At 56.9% G+C, this 16,683-nt stretch carries 13 protein-coding genes; 6 read left to right on the top strand and 7 right to left on the bottom strand.

Annotation, left to right across the window (positions count from 1 at the left end; translation table 11 throughout):
* The first annotated feature begins 2 nt into the window (after positions 1–2).
* The 6 genes from Q0915_RS19040 (at position 3) to Q0915_RS19015 (ending at position 6,492) form a co-directional block, all read left to right on the top strand.
* The gene (locus Q0915_RS19040; RefSeq protein WP_299477238.1) at positions 3–1,337 is read left to right on the top strand and encodes a sigma-54 dependent transcriptional regulator; all 1,335 of its coding nucleotides are present in this window, start codon (positions 3–5) and stop codon (positions 1,335–1,337) included.
* 157 nt (positions 1,338–1,494) lie between these two features.
* Positions 1,495–1,926 carry a carboxymuconolactone decarboxylase family protein gene (locus tag Q0915_RS19035; protein WP_299477235.1) on the top strand — a complete coding sequence of 144 codons (432 nt, stop codon included), beginning with the start codon at positions 1,495–1,497 and terminating at the stop codon, positions 1,924–1,926.
* A gap of 10 nt (positions 1,927–1,936) precedes the next feature.
* Positions 1,937–2,842: an RNA polymerase sigma factor SigJ gene (gene sigJ, locus Q0915_RS19030; RefSeq protein ID WP_299477233.1), complete on the top strand. Its 906-nt coding sequence runs from the start codon at positions 1,937–1,939 to the stop codon at positions 2,840–2,842.
* A gap of 229 nt (positions 2,843–3,071) precedes the next feature.
* The gene (locus Q0915_RS19025; RefSeq protein ID WP_299477230.1) at positions 3,072–4,079 is read left to right on the top strand and encodes a DctP family TRAP transporter solute-binding subunit; all 1,008 of its coding nucleotides are present in this window, start codon (positions 3,072–3,074) and stop codon (positions 4,077–4,079) included.
* A 102-nt stretch (positions 4,080–4,181) separates the two neighbouring features.
* Positions 4,182–4,886 carry a TRAP transporter small permease gene (locus tag Q0915_RS19020; protein ID WP_299477228.1) on the top strand — a complete coding sequence of 235 codons (705 nt, stop codon included), beginning with the start codon at positions 4,182–4,184 and terminating at the stop codon, positions 4,884–4,886.
* A 4-nt stretch (positions 4,887–4,890) separates the two neighbouring features.
* Positions 4,891–6,492, top strand: a complete 1,602-nt coding sequence (locus tag Q0915_RS19015) for a TRAP transporter large permease (protein WP_299477225.1) — start codon at positions 4,891–4,893, stop codon at positions 6,490–6,492.
* 113 nt (positions 6,493–6,605) lie between these two features.
* Here the strand turns inward: Q0915_RS19015 and Q0915_RS19010 are convergent, their stop codons facing one another.
* The 7 genes from Q0915_RS19010 to Q0915_RS18980 all read right to left on the bottom strand — a co-directional run bounded on the left by Q0915_RS19010 (position 6,606) and on the right by Q0915_RS18980 (position 16,649).
* On the bottom strand, positions 6,606–6,887 hold the full coding sequence (locus tag Q0915_RS19010) for an SCP2 sterol-binding domain-containing protein (RefSeq protein ID WP_299477222.1): 282 nt from the start codon (positions 6,885–6,887) through the stop codon (positions 6,606–6,608).
* 246 nt (positions 6,888–7,133) lie between these two features.
* Positions 7,134–8,933 carry an IlvD/Edd family dehydratase gene (locus tag Q0915_RS19005; RefSeq protein ID WP_299477220.1) on the bottom strand — a complete coding sequence of 600 codons (1,800 nt, stop codon included), beginning with the start codon at positions 8,931–8,933 and terminating at the stop codon, positions 7,134–7,136.
* 78 nt (positions 8,934–9,011) lie between these two features.
* Positions 9,012–10,445, bottom strand: coding sequence for an HAD family hydrolase (locus Q0915_RS19000; protein ID WP_299477218.1), 1,434 nt, complete (start codon positions 10,443–10,445; stop codon positions 9,012–9,014).
* Positions 10,446–11,298: 853 nt separating this feature from the next.
* Complete coding sequence (locus Q0915_RS18995) at positions 11,299–13,020, bottom strand: ABC transporter ATP-binding protein (RefSeq protein ID WP_299479090.1); 1,722 nt, start codon at positions 13,018–13,020, stop codon at positions 11,299–11,301.
* 7 nt (positions 13,021–13,027) lie between these two features.
* Complete coding sequence (locus Q0915_RS18990; RefSeq protein ID WP_299477216.1) at positions 13,028–14,005, bottom strand: ABC transporter permease; 978 nt, start codon at positions 14,003–14,005, stop codon at positions 13,028–13,030.
* A 15-nt stretch (positions 14,006–14,020) separates the two neighbouring features.
* Complete coding sequence (locus tag Q0915_RS18985; RefSeq protein ID WP_299477214.1) at positions 14,021–14,995, bottom strand: ABC transporter permease; 975 nt, start codon at positions 14,993–14,995, stop codon at positions 14,021–14,023.
* Positions 14,996–15,068: 73 nt separating this feature from the next.
* The gene (locus Q0915_RS18980; RefSeq protein WP_299477212.1) at positions 15,069–16,649 is read right to left on the bottom strand and encodes an ABC transporter substrate-binding protein; all 1,581 of its coding nucleotides are present in this window, start codon (positions 16,647–16,649) and stop codon (positions 15,069–15,071) included.
* Positions 16,650–16,683 lie beyond the last annotated feature (34 nt).

The following is a 16,683-nucleotide window of genomic DNA, read 5'->3' as shown; positions in this document are numbered from 1 at the left end:
AGATGGATCAGGCGGCAGTCCTGTTGGTTGATGATGAAGAGGCATTGCGCGGGTCGTTGAGCCAGGGCCTCGAGCTGACCGGCCAGGATGTCTTTGCGACCGGCAAACCGGAGGAAGCTCTCGAACGCATCAAGCGGGACTTTTACGGTGTCCTTGTCACTGACATTCGCATGCCTGGGACGGATGGCTTCCAGGTGATGAAAAGCGCCTTCGAAATAGATCCGGCGCTACCTGTCGTCCTGATTACCGGTCATGGCGATGTACCGCTTGCAGTCGAGGCCATGCGCGCCGGCGCCTACGATTTTCTGGAAAAACCCTTCTCTGTGGCCTACCTGGCGTCGGTTGTCGAACGTGCGCTCGAAAAGCGCAGGCTGGTTCTGGAGAACCGGAAACTGCGTGAGGAACTGGCGGACAGGACAGGGCTGGAGAGCCGGCTGGTCGGCCGTACTGCGGCCATGGATCTGCTGCGGAAAAACGTGACAGCGCTCGCCGCAACCGATGCCGATATTCTGATCCTGGGGGAAACCGGGTCAGGCAAGGAGGTTGTCGCACGGGCGCTGCACGATGAGGGTCCGCGCAAGGCCAAGCCTTTCGTCGCCCTCAACTGCGGCGCGCTGCCCGCTGAGATTATCGAGTCCGAACTGTTCGGTCACGAAAAGGGTGCATTCACGGGGGCAAGCGGACAGCGGATCGGCAAACTCGAACATGCGCATGGCGGCACAGTCTTTCTCGACGAAATCGAATCCATGCCGCTTGAACTGCAGGTCAAGTTGCTCAGGGTAATCGAGACCCGGACGATCGAAAGGCTCGGGTCCAACAAGCCGATTGAACTGGATGTCCGCTTCATCGCGGCGACCAAGGAGGATCTCGAAGCCGCCGGCAAAGACGGCCGTTTTCGTCTTGACCTCTTCTACCGTCTGAATGTTGTTCACGTCGCCATACCGCCGTTGCGGGACCGTCTGGAAGACATTCCGCTTCTGTTTCAGCATCTGGCCGTAGAGGCACGAGCGCGCTACAGGCGCGAAATTCCCGATATCGGCGAGGCCTATCTTGCCGAACTCATGGCCCGGGACTGGCCGGGAAATGTGCGCGAACTCAGAAACGTCGCCGACCGGTTCGTTCTGGGGCTTGAACAGCAACCGGAGCCGCAATCATCAAATGGCGCAAGCCTCTTCGAGCAGGTTGCTTCATACGAGCGCACGCTTATCGCAGCTGAACTCAAGCGCAATGACGGCGTGATCAAGCCGACTTACGAAAACCTCGGCCTTTCCAGAAAGGCTCTTTATGAAAAGATGCGCAAATACGGGCTGGGCAAGGATGAGGCTGAGCCGGTCTGAAACTGTCTTTTCGAATGCCGCCGGGAGCCGGTACAGATCAGGGTGGGTGCACCGGGAAACGAACGCTGGCAAAAAATTTCAGGTGTGGTTGTCACAAACTGAAGAGCTCGTTCGTCAAAGGAGTGTCACTCCCTCCAACTTCATTCGGAAGACACTCATGACGACTTCAAATGCAATCAACTATCAGGACTTCATCCCTTCGGTTTTGCAGCAGTTCGTGGCTGCCAACGGCGAAATCAGCAAGACCGAGCTTGACCCGAAACTGCATCACCTTCTGGATCTGCGCGCATCGCAGATCAACCAATGCGCCTTTTGTGTGAAAATGCACACAAAGGAAGCGCTTGATGACGGCGAGAGTCAGGAGCGGTTGCAGCGCCTTACCGTGTGGCGGCATGTCGGAGATTTTACGCCAGCGGAAAAAGCCGCGCTGGCCTGGGCCGAAGCCTTGACCTCGCTTGATCAGAAGACTGACTATTCTTCGTTGCGGGCCGATCTTCGGTCGCATTTTTCAGATGCTGAAATCAGCGCCATCACGTCTTCTGTGGCGATGATCAACCTCTGGAACCGGATCCAGGTCTCGAACCATTGATGTGGCAATAATGTCCAGCAGTGACCGTTTTGAAAAGGCAAGACCCCGTCTGCTCGGCCTCGCCTATCGTATGCTCGGATCGATGGCCGACGCGGAAGACGCGGTTCAGGATACTTTTGTCAAATGGCAAAGCGTGGAAGGGGATGAGGTCCTAAATCCCGACGCTCTACTGACCACGATTTGCACGAACCGCTGCCTGGACTATCTCAAGGCCGCACACAGAAAGCGGGTCGACTATGTCGGCCCGTGGATTCCTGAACCGCTTCAGACCGACGCAGGCTCCGATCCTGAAACCGATCTGGAGCGTGCCCAGTCGCTGACGACCGCTTTTCTCATGCTGCTCGAAAGGCTGACTCCGAAGGAGCGTGCGGCCTACCTGCTACGCGAAGTCTTTGGCAAGCCCTACGAGGAAGTCGCCGAAACGCTGCAACTGACCGAAGCCGGCTGCCGTCAGCTTGTATCGCGCGCAGCCCGGTTTGTGCGATCAAATGCCACCAGATCGGTTCCGAGCGCCGCACAGCAAAGCGCCCTTCTCAACGAATTCATGTCCGCTCTCGCAACCGGATCAACGGACCGGCTCGCCGGCCTCCTGGCGGACAGCGTTGAGTTGCGCACAGATGGCGGTGGCAAGGCGACCGCAATCACCCGCACACTTCAAGGATCAGAGGCCGTGTCGAAGTACATTGCCAAAATCCTTGGGCGTTTGTGGGACAAGAGCCAGACCTTTGAAATTGAAATCAACGGTCAACGGGGGCTCGTTGAATATGAAGGCACGACGATTGTCACCGCAATGACCCTGGGCTTTTCAGACGCCGGATTGGTCGATCAGGTTTTTATGATCCGTAATCCGGAAAAGCTCGCCCAACTTGAAAAGCTCATTCATCATGACACCAGAAGCGGAGCTCTTTGGCACTGATGGATGTGTCGAATTCGACCCATCGCGCGATTTTGATGTGTCAAAGAATACCCATTTTCTGGGTGACTTCCTCCCCCGGGTCCGGATTGCGCCAAAAGGGCGGCTTGAAAAACCTGCATTTTTAGCTGTTCGCCAAAACTGGCACATGTTTTGCCAAATACTACGCGACCAGCCGCTGCGCTGTCCGGCCTGAACGGCCGTCATACTGAAATGTCTGGGAGGACATCCAATGAAAAAGTTTGTAATCGCCGCTGCGGCAGCAGCTTCCTTTGCCATGACTTCATCCGCCTACGCGGCCGATGAGTGCGGCGACGGAGAAGTCGTCATCAAGTTCAGCCACGTGGTAGCGGCCCAAGGCCACCCGAAAGGCGAAATGGCAGCTGCGCTCGCCGACCGTATCAACACCGAGATGGACGGCAAGGCCTGCATGCAGGTGTTCCCGTCTTCGCAGCTTTTTGACGACAACAAGGTGATGGAAGCGCTGCTGCTTGGCGACGTCCAGCTTGCGGCACCGTCCCTGTCCAAGTTCGAATCCTACACGCTGAAATACCGTGTCTTCGATCTGCCGTTCCTGTTCTCCAACATGGATGCCGTGACCACCTTTACCAAGGGTGACAAAGGTCAGGAACTTCTCGGCGCCATGTCCGACTACGGTTTCGTGGGTCTTGGCTACGTATTTAATGGCCTGAAGCAGTTTTCCGCTGACAAGCCTCTTGTACAGCCGACCGATGCCAAGGGCCTCAAGTTCCGCGTGCAGACATCTGACGTTGCCGTTGCCATGATCGAAGCACTTGGTGCGAATGCGCAGAAACTGGCTTTCAAGGAAGTCTACGGCGCGCTGCAGACAGGTGTCGTGGACGGCCAGGAAAACACCTGGTCCAACATCTACACCCAGAAGTTCTTCGAAGTTCAGGACGGCACCACCGAAACCAACCACCAGCTGTTGACCTATCTGGCCGTGACCTCCCAGGAATGGCTGGATAGCCTGGATGCGGACGTCAAGGACCAGTTCCTGACGATCTTCAACGAAGTCTCTGACGAGTACAATGCGCGTGCCGCGCAGATTAACGAAGAGAACAAGCAGAAGATCATGGAAAACAAGGGTGTTGTGCGCCAGCTGACCCCGGAAGAGCGTGACCAGTGGGTCGAGATCATGAAGCCTGTCTGGGACAAGTTCCGTGACGATATCGGCCAGGATGTGATCGACGCCGCCGTTGCGTCCAACCAGGCCAGCTAAGCTGCCGTGACCAAGCGATAGTTCGAAGGAGGCCGATCGGCCTTCTTCGTTCATCGCCAGACTTCTACAAAAATTCGAATACTCTCAACGGGGGAGGGTGATATGGGCTCTTGGTTGGCCACATACTGGCCGGTCGTGCTTATCGTCGTGTTTTTCTGCCTTTATGTCGTTCTGGACATTGTGTGGCCGAAATTCATCGAATCATTGGATGAGACATTCATTGCCGTCATTCTGGCACTGATGACCCTGGTGACTTTCTCCCAGGTCGTCGCCCGCTACGGGTTCAACTCCGGCTGGGGCGGCGCGCTCGAATTCACACGCGTCCTGTTTGCCTGGCTGATTTTGTTCGGCATGAGCTACGGCATCAAGATCGGTGCCCATCTTGGCGTCGATGCCGTGATCAATCTTCTGCCCCAGCGCCTCTTTCGCGTTGCAGCCCTCCTGGGAGCCGCGCTCACAATCCTTTATGCAGCGCTTCTGTTCGAGGCGGCCTGGTTTGGTGGTTTGCTTGCGCTGGAAAACAAGGGTTCGAGTGGCGGCGCTTACGCGTATGTCGCAAGGTTCTACAAGCTTCCCATCGGCATGGAAGATCTGAAGTGGCCGGTCTTCATCATCGAATGGTTTGAGGTCAAGGAACGTGTCCCCCGTTGGATGCCTTACATCATCCTGCCGATCGGTCTGGCCCTGCTCGCCTATCGGGCGGCCCAAGCCTTTGTCCTGATCCTTCTTGGAAAAAAGGAAGCCATCATTGCCGCGCATGAAGCGGAAGAACTGGTGGCCGAAAACAAAGACGTTTTGAAGGACTAGGCCGATGGAAACCGCATTTCTGTTTATCTTCGTTTTCGGCTTTCTGTTCCTCGGGGTTCCGATTGCCGTATCGCTCGGCCTTTCCGCCGTTCTCTACATCGCGCTGTTCAGCCACGACTCCATGAGCTCGGTAGCGGTGCAGTTATTCAACGCATCTCAGAATTTCACGCTTCTGGCGATCCCGTTCTTCATTCTGGCCTCCAGCTTCATGTCGACCGGTGGTGTCGCCCGGCGCATCATCCGCTTTTCGATCGCGTCTGTCGGCTCTATCCGGGGTGGACTGGCCATTGCGGGCGTTTTCGCCTGCATGCTGTTTGCTGCGCTCTCCGGGTCGTCGCCGGCCACCGTGGTAGCCATTGGTACGATCGCGATCGCGGGCATGCGTCAGGCGGGTTACACCAAGGAATTCGCCGCCGGTGTCATCGCCAACGCAGGCACGCTCGGTATCCTGATCCCGCCTTCCATCGTGATGGTGGTATATGCCGCTGCAACAAACGTGTCCGTCGGACGCATGTTCCTTGCCGGTGTCATCCCGGGCATCATTGCCGGTCTTATGCTGATGACGGCCATCTATGTGATGGCCCGGATCAAGAACCTGCCGGCCCAGCCCTGGCCCGGTTTCAAGGAAATCTGGCATGCGCTTTCCGAAGCGGCGGTTGGACTTTTCCTGATGGTGATCATTCTCGGGGGGATCTATGGCGGTATCTTCACGCCGACTGAAGCCGCTGCCGTTGCCGCCGTATACGCCTGCCTGATCGCCCTGTTCGTTTATCGTGACATGGGCCCTCTGGCGGGCGTCGGTTGGGTGGAAGATCAAGACGGGCCCCTCGGGCTCACGGGCTTCAAGACGATCACCTATGCGCTTGTCGCAATGTTTGTCTGGTCCGGATTGGCCTTCGCCTTCACAGAACGGGCAGGACTGTTCGCTTTTGACAGCGCCATCGTGCTCGTCGCTGCTCTGATTGGCTATCCAATCCTGCGCCACGGTCTGGGCCCGGCGGAATTGCCGGCAGCCTATGCGGTGGGCGGCAAAGTGTGGGGCCGGAACCTCGGAATTATGGGTTGGAAATTCTTCCCCGCCCTCTTCCATAAGGACACCAAGAAGGTTCTGACGGATTCCTCGAAGACAACCATCATGCTGATGTTCATCATCGTCAATGCGTTGCTCTTTGCGCATACGCTGACGGCGGAGCAGATTCCTCAGGTGATCACTGACTGGATGGTTGAAGCTGGTTTCAACTGGTTCACCTTCCTGATCGCGGTCAACATCCTGCTCCTGATCGGCGGTCAGTTCATGGAGCCGTCAGGCCTGCTCCTGATTGTTGCACCCGTCGTCTTTCCGATCGGGCTGGAACTGGGCGTCGATCCGATTCATCTCGGCATCCTGATGGTCGTGAACATGGAAATCGGCATGATCACGCCGCCGATCGGGCTGAACCTCTTCGTCACATCCGGTATCACCGGCATGAGTCTGGTTCAGGTGGTGAAAGCTGCTGCGCCATTCGTCCTGGTGCTGCTGTTGTTCCTAGTCCTGGTGACATATGTGCCGGCGATTTCCACGTTCCTGCCCTACATGCTCATGGGCCCGGAGATCATCATCCAATAAGAAAGACGTTCTTGACGATCCTGACGGCGGCCTCTGGGCCGCCGTTTCTTTCTGGAGAAACAAAAAAGCCGGCCCGACCGGACCGGCTTTTAAATTCGGCTTGTTGGCAGAAATTAAACGATGCTGCCGAGTTTCATGGCAACGCTCATGTCGCCTTCGACCTGCATCTTGCCGCCCATGAAGGCGCTGGTCGGATTCAATTCACCGGACAGAAGGTCGGCAAGGTCGTCCGCGGAAATCTTGATCGTGCAGTCGGCTTCGGCGTCATCGTTGCTGACGTCGGAACCTTGCAGAAAAATCACGCCGTCACCGCCAAGATCGAACTTGACGCTTTCCTCGATGCCGCCGCCAGCGACTTTACCACGAACACCTTCCGTGAGTGTTTCCAAGGACATGAATTGTCTCCCATCTGATTTTGGCTTTTGCCACGCGTTATCTTCTTGAAGCATGACCTTTACGTAATCGTCAAGAGGCAATGTTCGCCAGTTTGAGCAATGCGCCTCGAAGTATCGCAAATACGTAAAGTGTCATACCTTCCAGGCGCAGCGCGGGCCGGAACCCCGTATTCCTTAAGACCCTCAGGCTTGTGGTTTAAGCCTGTGGCTTCCCGGATCCCCCGTGTATCGCAGAAGATGGCCGTCCTAGTGATTGTCGCGCGGCATTCCCCTTTTGTGTGCGACATCCTGATATTTCACCGCCGGTTCCAGCACCATGCCCTTGTCGAACTGACCGACCATGCCACGCTGAATCTCCTGCCATGGCGTCTGGCTCTCTGCGATCTTGAAACCGCCTTCCGCTTCGAGATCCTTGCGGCGTTGCGCCAGTTCCTCGTCCGATATCAGGATGTTTGCTGTGCCTTTTTTCAGGTCGATCCGGACGCGGTCATCGGTCTTCAGGAGGGCCAGTCCGCCCATGGCGGCAGCCTCCGGGGAAGCGTTGAGGATGGACGGGGATCCGGAGGTGCCGGATTGACGGCCGTCACCAATGCACGGGAGCGCTGTGACGCCGCGTTTGATGAGCGCGGCGGGAGGCTGCATGTTGACGACTTCCGCACCGCCGGGATAGCCGATCGGCCCGGTTCCGCGAATGAACAACATGCAGTGTTCGTCGATGTTGAGCTCCGGATCGTCCAGCCTGTGGTGATAGTCTTCCGGGCCTTCGAACACGATAGCCCGTCCCTCGAACGCGTCCGGATCGTCGGGGTTGGAAAGGTAGCGGTTACGGAACTCGTCCGAGATCACGCTTGTTTTCATGATCGCGCTGTCGAAGAGGTTGCCTTTGAGGTTGATGAAACCGGCCCGCTCCATCATCGGTGCGTCGAACGATTTGATGACGTCGGGCAGGTCGGTGACGATGCCCTCGCAGTTTTCGGCAATCGTTTTGCCGTTTGCGGTGACCGCATCCGGATGTGGGAGTTTTCCGTTCCGCAACAGTTCGGCAACCACGGCAGGAACGCCGCCCGCATGAAAATAGTCTTCTCCGAGATATTCGCCGGCGGGTTGGAGGTTGACCAGCAGTGGCACATCGTGACCAAACGCCTGCCAGTCATCATTATCGAGTTCGACACCGACGTGACGCGCCACCCCGTTCAAATGGATCGGGGCATTGGTTGATCCGCCGATTGCCGAGTTTATGACAATGGCGTTCTCGAACGCTTCACGGGTCATGATATCGGAGGGTTTCTGGTCTTCGTGCACCATCTCGACAATGCGCTTGCCGGTCTCGAAGGAGATAGCGCCGCGCTCACGGTAAGGCGCAGGAATGGCGGCCGCGCCCGGAAGCTGCATGCCGAGAGCCTCCGCAAGGGAGTTCATGGTCGTTGCCGTACCCATGGTATTGCAGTAGCCAACAGAAGGTGCCGCGGAGGCGACCAGATCCATAAAGCCTGGGTAGTCGATTTCACCGGCCGCCAGCATCTGGCGCGCTTTCCAGACAATCGTGCCCGAACCGGTGCGCTCACCCTTGTGCCAGCCATTCAGCATCGGACCAACGGACAGGGCGATTGCCGGAATGTTCACGGTCGCGGCCGCCATCAGACAGGCTGGAGTGGTCTTGTCGCAACCGATTGTCAGCACGACACCGTCGATCGGATATCCGTAAAGGAGTTCCACCAGGCCGAGATAGGCAAGGTTTCTGTCGAGCGACGCTGTCGGGCGTTTGCCGGTTTCCTGGATCGGGTGGACCGGAAACTCGAAGGCAATGCCGCCGGCATCCCGGATTCCCTCGCGAACCCTCTTTGCAAGCTCAAGATGATGGCGATTGCAGGGGGAAAGATCCGAACCGGTCTGGGCAATGCCGATAATCGGTTTACCGGATTGAAGTTCCTCGCGCGTGATCCCGAAATTCAGGTAGCGCTCGATGTAAAGCGCCGTCATGCCGGGATTGTCCGGATTGTCGAACCAGGCCGCGGATCGCAGCTTCGGCTTGTTTGTCTCGCTCATGGCGCCTCATCCCTCAATCTTTTCAAGACATGGGCAGGATAAACACCAGGTGCCGGAGACTGTAAAGGCAGTGATGACTCAAACTGGTCTCAGCATATGAGACTCTTGCCTTCCGAAATGGCTTGCGAGATTTCCGGAGACGGCAAACCGCGCAAACATCAGGAGAATGCCAAGACACCCGGTAAAGACCAGTGGCGCCGACATCAACGGTAAGAGTTGAGCCGTCGCGCATAGTCCGGCACCCAGCCAGACGCCCGTGAGCATTCGTCTGGCACTCACTGTGAGGAGGTTTCGGCGTGTGGCAAGTGCTTTCAGAGCCGGAAACGCTCCTATGTCGTCGGTTGCACTGACCGCGATCGGTTGCAGGTCTTCGGCCGATCCGCTTGCGTCGGTTTTCGAGCTTTTGTGCAGCTCGAGGGTGTTCCGGTCCTTCGATAGCATCAGGACGAGCGGTGCAGCCTCTCCGAAACGACGTGCGGCTGCGTCGCGCGCAGTTTCACCCGGCTCGGTCTCACCAGGGTTCTCAAGCCCCAGCATATCTGCAAGCGTCTGGCGTGTGTTCTGGCTGTCATGGGTGAATAACCAGGGTGTCAGACCTTCCTTGCGAAGGGCTCGTCCCGCAACACCTGCGTCCTGCCGCAAGGTGCCCTCAAGTCCGAGAACGCCGACAACGCGGCCGGCGACGGCGACACGCAGCACGGTCTTCCCATCTGCCTCAAGTGCACGCGCGATTGCGTCCGCGGTGAAACTGTCGATCTTGAGACGTTTGAGCAGACTGGTTGTTCCGATGACCACCGTTTGCCCGCCCAGAAGCGCGATAACACCAAGACCGGGCGCAGGTTCGAATCGGTCCGGTGTCTTGATGTTTACGCGCCACTGCGCCGCCAGCTGACGCAGGGCAATGGCGACCGGCTCCGTAGAATTGGCTTCCGCGGATGCGGCCACAGCAAGCAGTGTCTTGGGTTCGTTGTCGAAGGCCATGACGTTGCTGACCATCAGATCCGGGCCTGACATGACAGCGGCTTTGTCGATGACAATGTCCGTAGCTCGTCCGATTGCTGTCAACGCGCCAGGCGCAAGACTGTGCGCACCTGCTTCCTGCGCCGCTCTGTAAAAGACCCGATCCGCGAAAGCGTTGATCCCATCGGCAAGGTGTGGCCAGGAAAGCAACAGCACAGCTGCAAAAACAGCCGGCCATGCAACAGGATCAACAACGTACCAGCCAACGCCTGACATGGTCGCGAGACCGAAGGAGCACAGCGCTTCCCGAAGGCCGCTTTGCTCTCCCCGCGGTGGAAGTATCGTGACGGCGCAAGATCGCAGCAGCATCAAAAAAGCGCCTGCGATGGACGGTCCGCTGGCATTGTCGATGGGCAGGCCAGTGAGAAGCAGGAACACGGTGACAAGCATCGCCAGCGTACTTACAGCGATTGTGAAAAGCGTAAGCAGTCTGCCGGAACGGTCATTGAGCGAATAAGAGAGCGCCAGAAACGAGAAAATCGAAGAAAACATGCTGAAAAATAGGGCGCTTGAAGACCCAAAGACGTCAAACGATGCGGGTCCATGCAGACCGAAACTGCCGACCGTACCTAGTGCAAGTCCAAGAAATGCACAGGAGACTACGGACAAGAACAGCCAAGTTATTTGATTAAAAAGCGTTTTTTGCATGATCAGTTGCTCTCGCGGCATCGGGCCCATTCCGTCGCTATGGAAAACTCCACTGACCTTGCGGCAGGGATTTCTGTCCAAAAGCGGAAAGAAGCATGAGCAACACTGTGGGCTGTGGCAACGAGGCGTGACCGGCAGGCAGGCGCTTCAAAGCCCACATTGTGCAATTACTAGTCACTCTTGCCAATGATATGGGCGGGCGTCAGCTTGCGGCTACATCAGAGTTCGATCAATAATCGACGCATATTGCATATGAGCATTTCGTTTTTTGAAGCTCAAATCGGAAATATACTTCAATAGCCGTTATTCTACCCGGTAATGGCGTCGCAGGGAGGGCCTTCGTGTCCTCCCTGTTTAGCGTCAACAAAGTACGCATCCTACAAGTTCTCAAGCCACACCACCGACGACTTTGAAAAAACGTAGAAGCCTGTGAGACGTGCAGAAATCTATTTTCAATAATCTAAGGGGTGAAATCTGGTAGGCAGTTTTTTCCCGGGCAGGATTCGACTGTGGTTATCGACCCACCGCCAGCCGGGAATCGGTGCCGGAACTGGAGTCAATACGGCGACTCGCCCGATCACAAAATTATTGTCGGCGAACGGTCAGAAGCGGAGCTGCGAGGCACCCTCCGGCGAGCCATGTCGCCGGAAGAGTTTGTTTATGTGTCAGCGGTCATCGCCTCATGCGGAACGTTAAGTCAGGCCGTTTCGAGGTTTGCCCGGGACAGAAGCTCCATGGACGGCATCAGGTCCAGAAGTTCACGGGTGTAGGGATGCTGCGGGTTTTCGAACAGCTGATCGCAGTCTGAAACCTCGCAAAGCTCACCATTGCGCATAACGCCGATCCGATTGCACATCTGCCGGATGACAGCCAGATCGTGGCTGATGAACAGCATGGTAAGGCCCAACTCTTCCTGCAGGTCTTTCAGCAGATTGAGGATCTGAGCCTGAATGGAGACGTCCAGCGCGGAGGTCGGCTCGTCGCAGATCAGGAAGCGCGGCCGTGTTGCGAGCGCACGCGCGATCGATATGCGCTGCCTTTGACCACCCGAAAATTCATGCGGAAACTTCGTACCAGCCTGCGCACCGAGGCCGACGTGATCAAGAAGATCGTCGACAATCTGCCTGACTTCCGAATTGCTTGAGGCCAGTTTGTGGAACTTGATCGGCTCGCCAATGATGTCGCGGACACGCATCCGCGCATTGAGCGAAGAATAGGGATCCTGAAAGATCATCTGCATCTGGCGGCGCATCGCCAGGACATCCTTGCGGTTCGTCAGGGATGTGAGTTCTGTTTTTCCAAACAGGATTGAACCGCCAGTGGGGTGGTACAGTCCGGTAATCAGTCTCGCGATGGTCGACTTGCCGGATCCGCTTTCGCCGACGAGGCCGAATGTTTCACCCTGTTCAATATCGAAACCGACTTTTTTCACGGCTTGAAAGTATTTGCGCTGCGAGGGAAAGATAGACCCTCGCACCTCAAACCGCATGTCCAGATCCCGGATCTGCACCAGAGGTCCGGTCACCTGTTCGTAGTCCCTGGACTTGCCGAGCCAGTGCGTCGAGATATCGATTTGTTTCTGGGGCGTTCCGGCTTTTTCGATATAGTTGACCACCGGGAACCGCTCGACCTTCACGTCAGGCCGGGGCACGGCTGAAATCAGGCTTTGCGTATAGGGATGTTCCGGGGCGCCAAGCACCTGTGTGGTCTCGCCGTATTCGACAAGATCGCCCTGATACATGACGGCCACATGGTCGGTTATGTCTGCAATCACCCCCATGTCGTGGGTGATCACGAGCATCGCCACATTGCGTTCCTCGCAGAGCTTTTTCATCAGCTCCAGGATCTGTGCCTGGATGGAAACATCCAGGGCAGTCGTCGGTTCGTCGGCGATGACCAGTTCAGGCTCGGCGCAAAGCGCAAGCGCAATGACGACCCTCTGGCGCATGCCGCCCGAAAACTGGTGCGGGTATTGCTTGATACGTTCACCCGCGTTTGGAATACCGACGGCGTCGATCAATTCCACGGCTCGCCGCTGAGCGTCCTTTGAGGACAGCGGCAAGTGCGTCCGGATGGTTTCGACAAGTTGTGATTCGACCGTCTGCAAGGGATCGAGCGAGGTAAGCGGATCCTGGAAGATCATTCCGATCTTGCGTCCGCGTAACAGGCGTTTTTCCTTGTAGGGAAGATTGTCGATGCGGTTGCCATGCAGAAAGACTTCTCCAGCAGCAATATGACCGGGCTCCTGAAGAAGACCGATGACCGCGTTTCCGACCGTAGACTTGCCCGCGCCCGATTCTCCGACCACGCCGAGTATCTTGCCGGCTTCGACCTGCATGTTGACGTTGTTCACGGCAACAAAAACGGATTTGCGGGCCGGAAACTCGACAGTGAGGTGCTTGATGTCCAGAACGTTCATGGCGCGCTCACCGAAGTTTCGGGTTGAGGGCGTCGCGAAGCCAATCGCCCAGTAGGTTGACATTCAGAACCAGAAGCGCGAGCGCCAGCCCTGGGAAAATGGCAATCCACCATTCACCCGAATAGAGGAAGTCGTTGCCGATGGCGATCAGCGTTCCAAGCGAAGGTTGCGTCGGCGGCATGCCGACCCCGAGGAACGAAAGTGTGGCCTCGGTAACGATGGCAAGCGCGAGATTGATCGTTGCGATTACCATGACCGGCCCCATCACGTTTGGCAGGATGTGCCGGACCATGATGATGACGGCTGGGATGCCGATTACGCGCGCAGCCTGAACGTATTCCTTGTTCTTCTCCACCATCGTGGACCCGCGCACCGTGCGTGCATACTGAACCCAGAACGACAGTGCCAGCGAGACGATCAGGATGTAAAAGGCGAAAAATTCGCGATCGACACCGCCGAAGATCCCAGCGGCGATGCCGTCGATCAGAAGGGCGATCAAGATCGCCGGAAACGTCAGCTGAACGTCGGCGACGCGCATGATGAACGAGTCGACGCGCCCGCCCATATATCCGGCGACGAGCCCGAGCGAGATGCCGAGGATGGCGGCCGCGAAGACCGAGCAGAATCCGATAATAAGTGAAATCCGCATACCGTAGAAGATACCGGACAACAGATCCCGCCCCTGATCGTCGGTTCCCAGAATAAAACGTGGGTCCGAATTTTCCTGCCAGATAGGCGGGACGCGTGCGTCAAGGATCGAAATCGTCGCAAGGTCGAACGGATTGTGCGGCGCCACCCAGGGAGCCAGAAACGACAGTAGAAACAGGATCAGCGTGGCAACGGCCGCAACAACGGTGATCTTTGAACGAAGGAACGAATGGAATATGTCGCTGTCCAGAATCCTGGACGCACGTCCCGCCGTGGGCTGCTCGGTTGCGCGGTCCTGAACAGCTGCGTTTACTTCTTCATTGGAGACATAAGGCATCTCGAAACGTCCCCCTTACGGCCGTCCGACGCGCAGGCGCGGGTCGATGTAAAAGTAGAGAATGTCCACGATGAAGTTGATCGCGACAAACAGGAATGCCGTCAGCAGCAGATAGGCGGACATAATCGGAATGTCGACGTTCTGAACGGCCTGCAGGAACAGAAGCCCCATGCCGGGCCAATTGAACACGGTCTCCGTGATTGTGGCGAAGGCGATGATGGCGCCGAGCTGAAGACCGGTAATCGTGATCACGGGAACAAGCGTGTTTTTCAGCGCATGCCGGAAATTGACAAGCCGGTTCGGCAGCCCGCGAGCCCGCGCAAACTTGATGTAGTCGGTTCGGATGACTTCCAGCATTTCAGCCCGGATGAGCCGCATGATCAGTGTCATCTGATAAAGACCGAGCGTAACGGAGGGAAGGATCAGGGCCTTCAGCCCCGAAACGGTCAAGAAGCCGGTGGTCCACCAGGAACCGACTTGCACCGTCTCACCGCGCCCGAAACTCGGGAGCCACTGCAGTGTGACGGAGAACAGGAAGATAAGAAGGATTCCGATAAAGAAGGTCGGCAGCGATATGCCGACAAGCGATACGGACAGAAACATCTTGGAAATGATGGATTCCCTGTTGAGACCCGCGTAGATCCCCATCGGAATGCCTACGGCGAGGGCGAACAAGGCTGAGGTGAAGCTAAGCTCAAGCGTTGCCGGTATGCGTTTGGCGAAGAGCTCCGAAACCGGTTGGCGAAACTGGTAGGACGTGCCGAAGTCGAACTGCGCAGCCTTGCTTACGAACCGCAGGAACTGCACAGGTATGGGATCATTCAGACCAAGCCTCTCGCGCAGCGCTTCGCGTTCTTCGATTGATGTCTCGATCCCGACCATCTGGTTGATCGGATCTCCCACAAAACGGAACATGGTGAAGGCGAGAAGGGCCACCACCAGCATGACAATCAACGCCTGGATCAAGCGGCGTGTCGCAAAACCAATCATTTCGGCTCTTTAGGGTCTGGCATGAAAATACGCTCCCGGCGCCGCCGGGAGCGTTGGACGTTGGCTGCGGAGATCAGTTCTTGTTGATGAAACGGAACTTGAACTGATTGTCTGCACGTTGAACGAGCTCGATATCATCCGCGACGCCCCAGGCAAGACCTTGCTGGTGAAGCGGAATGTAATAAGCGTTGTCGTGGCTGATCTTGTAGGCTTCGGCAATCAGGCCATCACGCTTTTCCGGATCGATTTCGACCAGAACCTGTTTCGTGAGTTCGTCGACTTTTTCATCGCAGAAACCGCCGAGGTTGAACGGGGAGCCTTCGCCAGCTTCGTTACGGCAGTTCATCAGGTTCGAGAGGACGTTCCAGCTGTCGAGCGAGCCGGGCGTCCAGCCGAGCAGGTAAAACGACGTGTCGAAGCCACCCGATGCGAGAACCTTGGCAAAGTATTTTGCCTTCGGCTGCGCATTCAGATCGACCTTGACGCCGACGCGGGCAAGCATGGCCGCAACGGCCTGACAGATGGACTCGTCGTTGACGTAGCGGTCGTTCGGGCAGTCCATACCGACAGTAAATCCATCAGGATAACCGGCCTCGGTCAGCAATTTCTTCGCGTTCTCCGGATCATAGGCATAACGCTCGAATTCGCTGGACTTGGAGAACAGGAAGGGCGAGATCATGATAGCGGACGGCGTGGCGAGATCGCGCATGACCTTTTGCTTGATCGCTTCGATATCGATGGCCTGGTAGAAAGCCATACGGACCTTTTCGTCCTTGAACGGGTTCTTGCCCTTTACGTCGGAATACAGCAGTTCATCGCGCATCTGATCCATCCCAAGGAAGATCGTGCGCAGTTCCGGTCCCGTGAGAGCAACCGTTCCGGCGTTGTCGTTGATACGCTTGATGTCCTGAACCGGGATCGGATAGACCATGTCCAGCTCGCCCGACAAGAGGGCTGCGACGCGGGTCGCGTCCGATGGGATCGGTGTGAATTCGACGGTATCGACGTTGTGCTTCGCTTCGTCCCACCAGCCGTCATTCTTCTCATAGACCGTTTTCACGCCGGCTTCGTGGCTGACGATTTTGAACGGTCCTGTGCCATTTGCGTTGAGGGACGCGTAGTTCGGCGTGGTATCGGATGCGGAGGTGACCTTGACCGCGTTGTTTTCGGTCATCCACTCCTTGTCCATGATGTAGAACGTATCCCACTCGTAGTGCAGGATCGGGTTCGGACCGGTCAGGACGAAGTCGACCGTGTAATCGTCCACGATTTCGACTTTGGCATCTGCCGGAACGCGGGTCGTCAGGTCAGAGCCTTCAGCGCGAACGCGTTCGGCTGAAAAGGCAACATCTTCCGCAGTGAAATCGTTGCCGTTGTGAAACTTGACGCCCTTGCGCAGATAAAAGCGCCAGCGGTTCGGTTCGATGATTTCCCAGCGTTCCGCAAGAGCGGGTTCGATCGACAGGTCGGCGCCGCGACGCGTCAGGCCTTCATATGCATTGCCGAGCGACGACAGGGTGAATGTCTCGTTGAGGCTGTAGGGATCAAGGCCGTTCAGGCTGCCCTGGAAGGCAAACTTGAATGTTTCTGCCTGCGCAGCACTTCCTGTTCCCGCCACCAAAAGCGCGGTCAATATTAGCGTTTTCTTGTTCATTTTCCCCTCGTTAGTTCCGTTGACCGGAAGGATC

The organism is uncultured Roseibium sp., assembly GCF_947494555.1.
In the GTDB taxonomy this organism is placed as follows: Bacteria; Pseudomonadota; Alphaproteobacteria; order Rhizobiales; family Stappiaceae; genus Roseibium.
The sequence above is the reverse complement of the archived record's forward strand: the minus strand, read 5'-3'. Positions and strand labels throughout refer to the sequence as shown.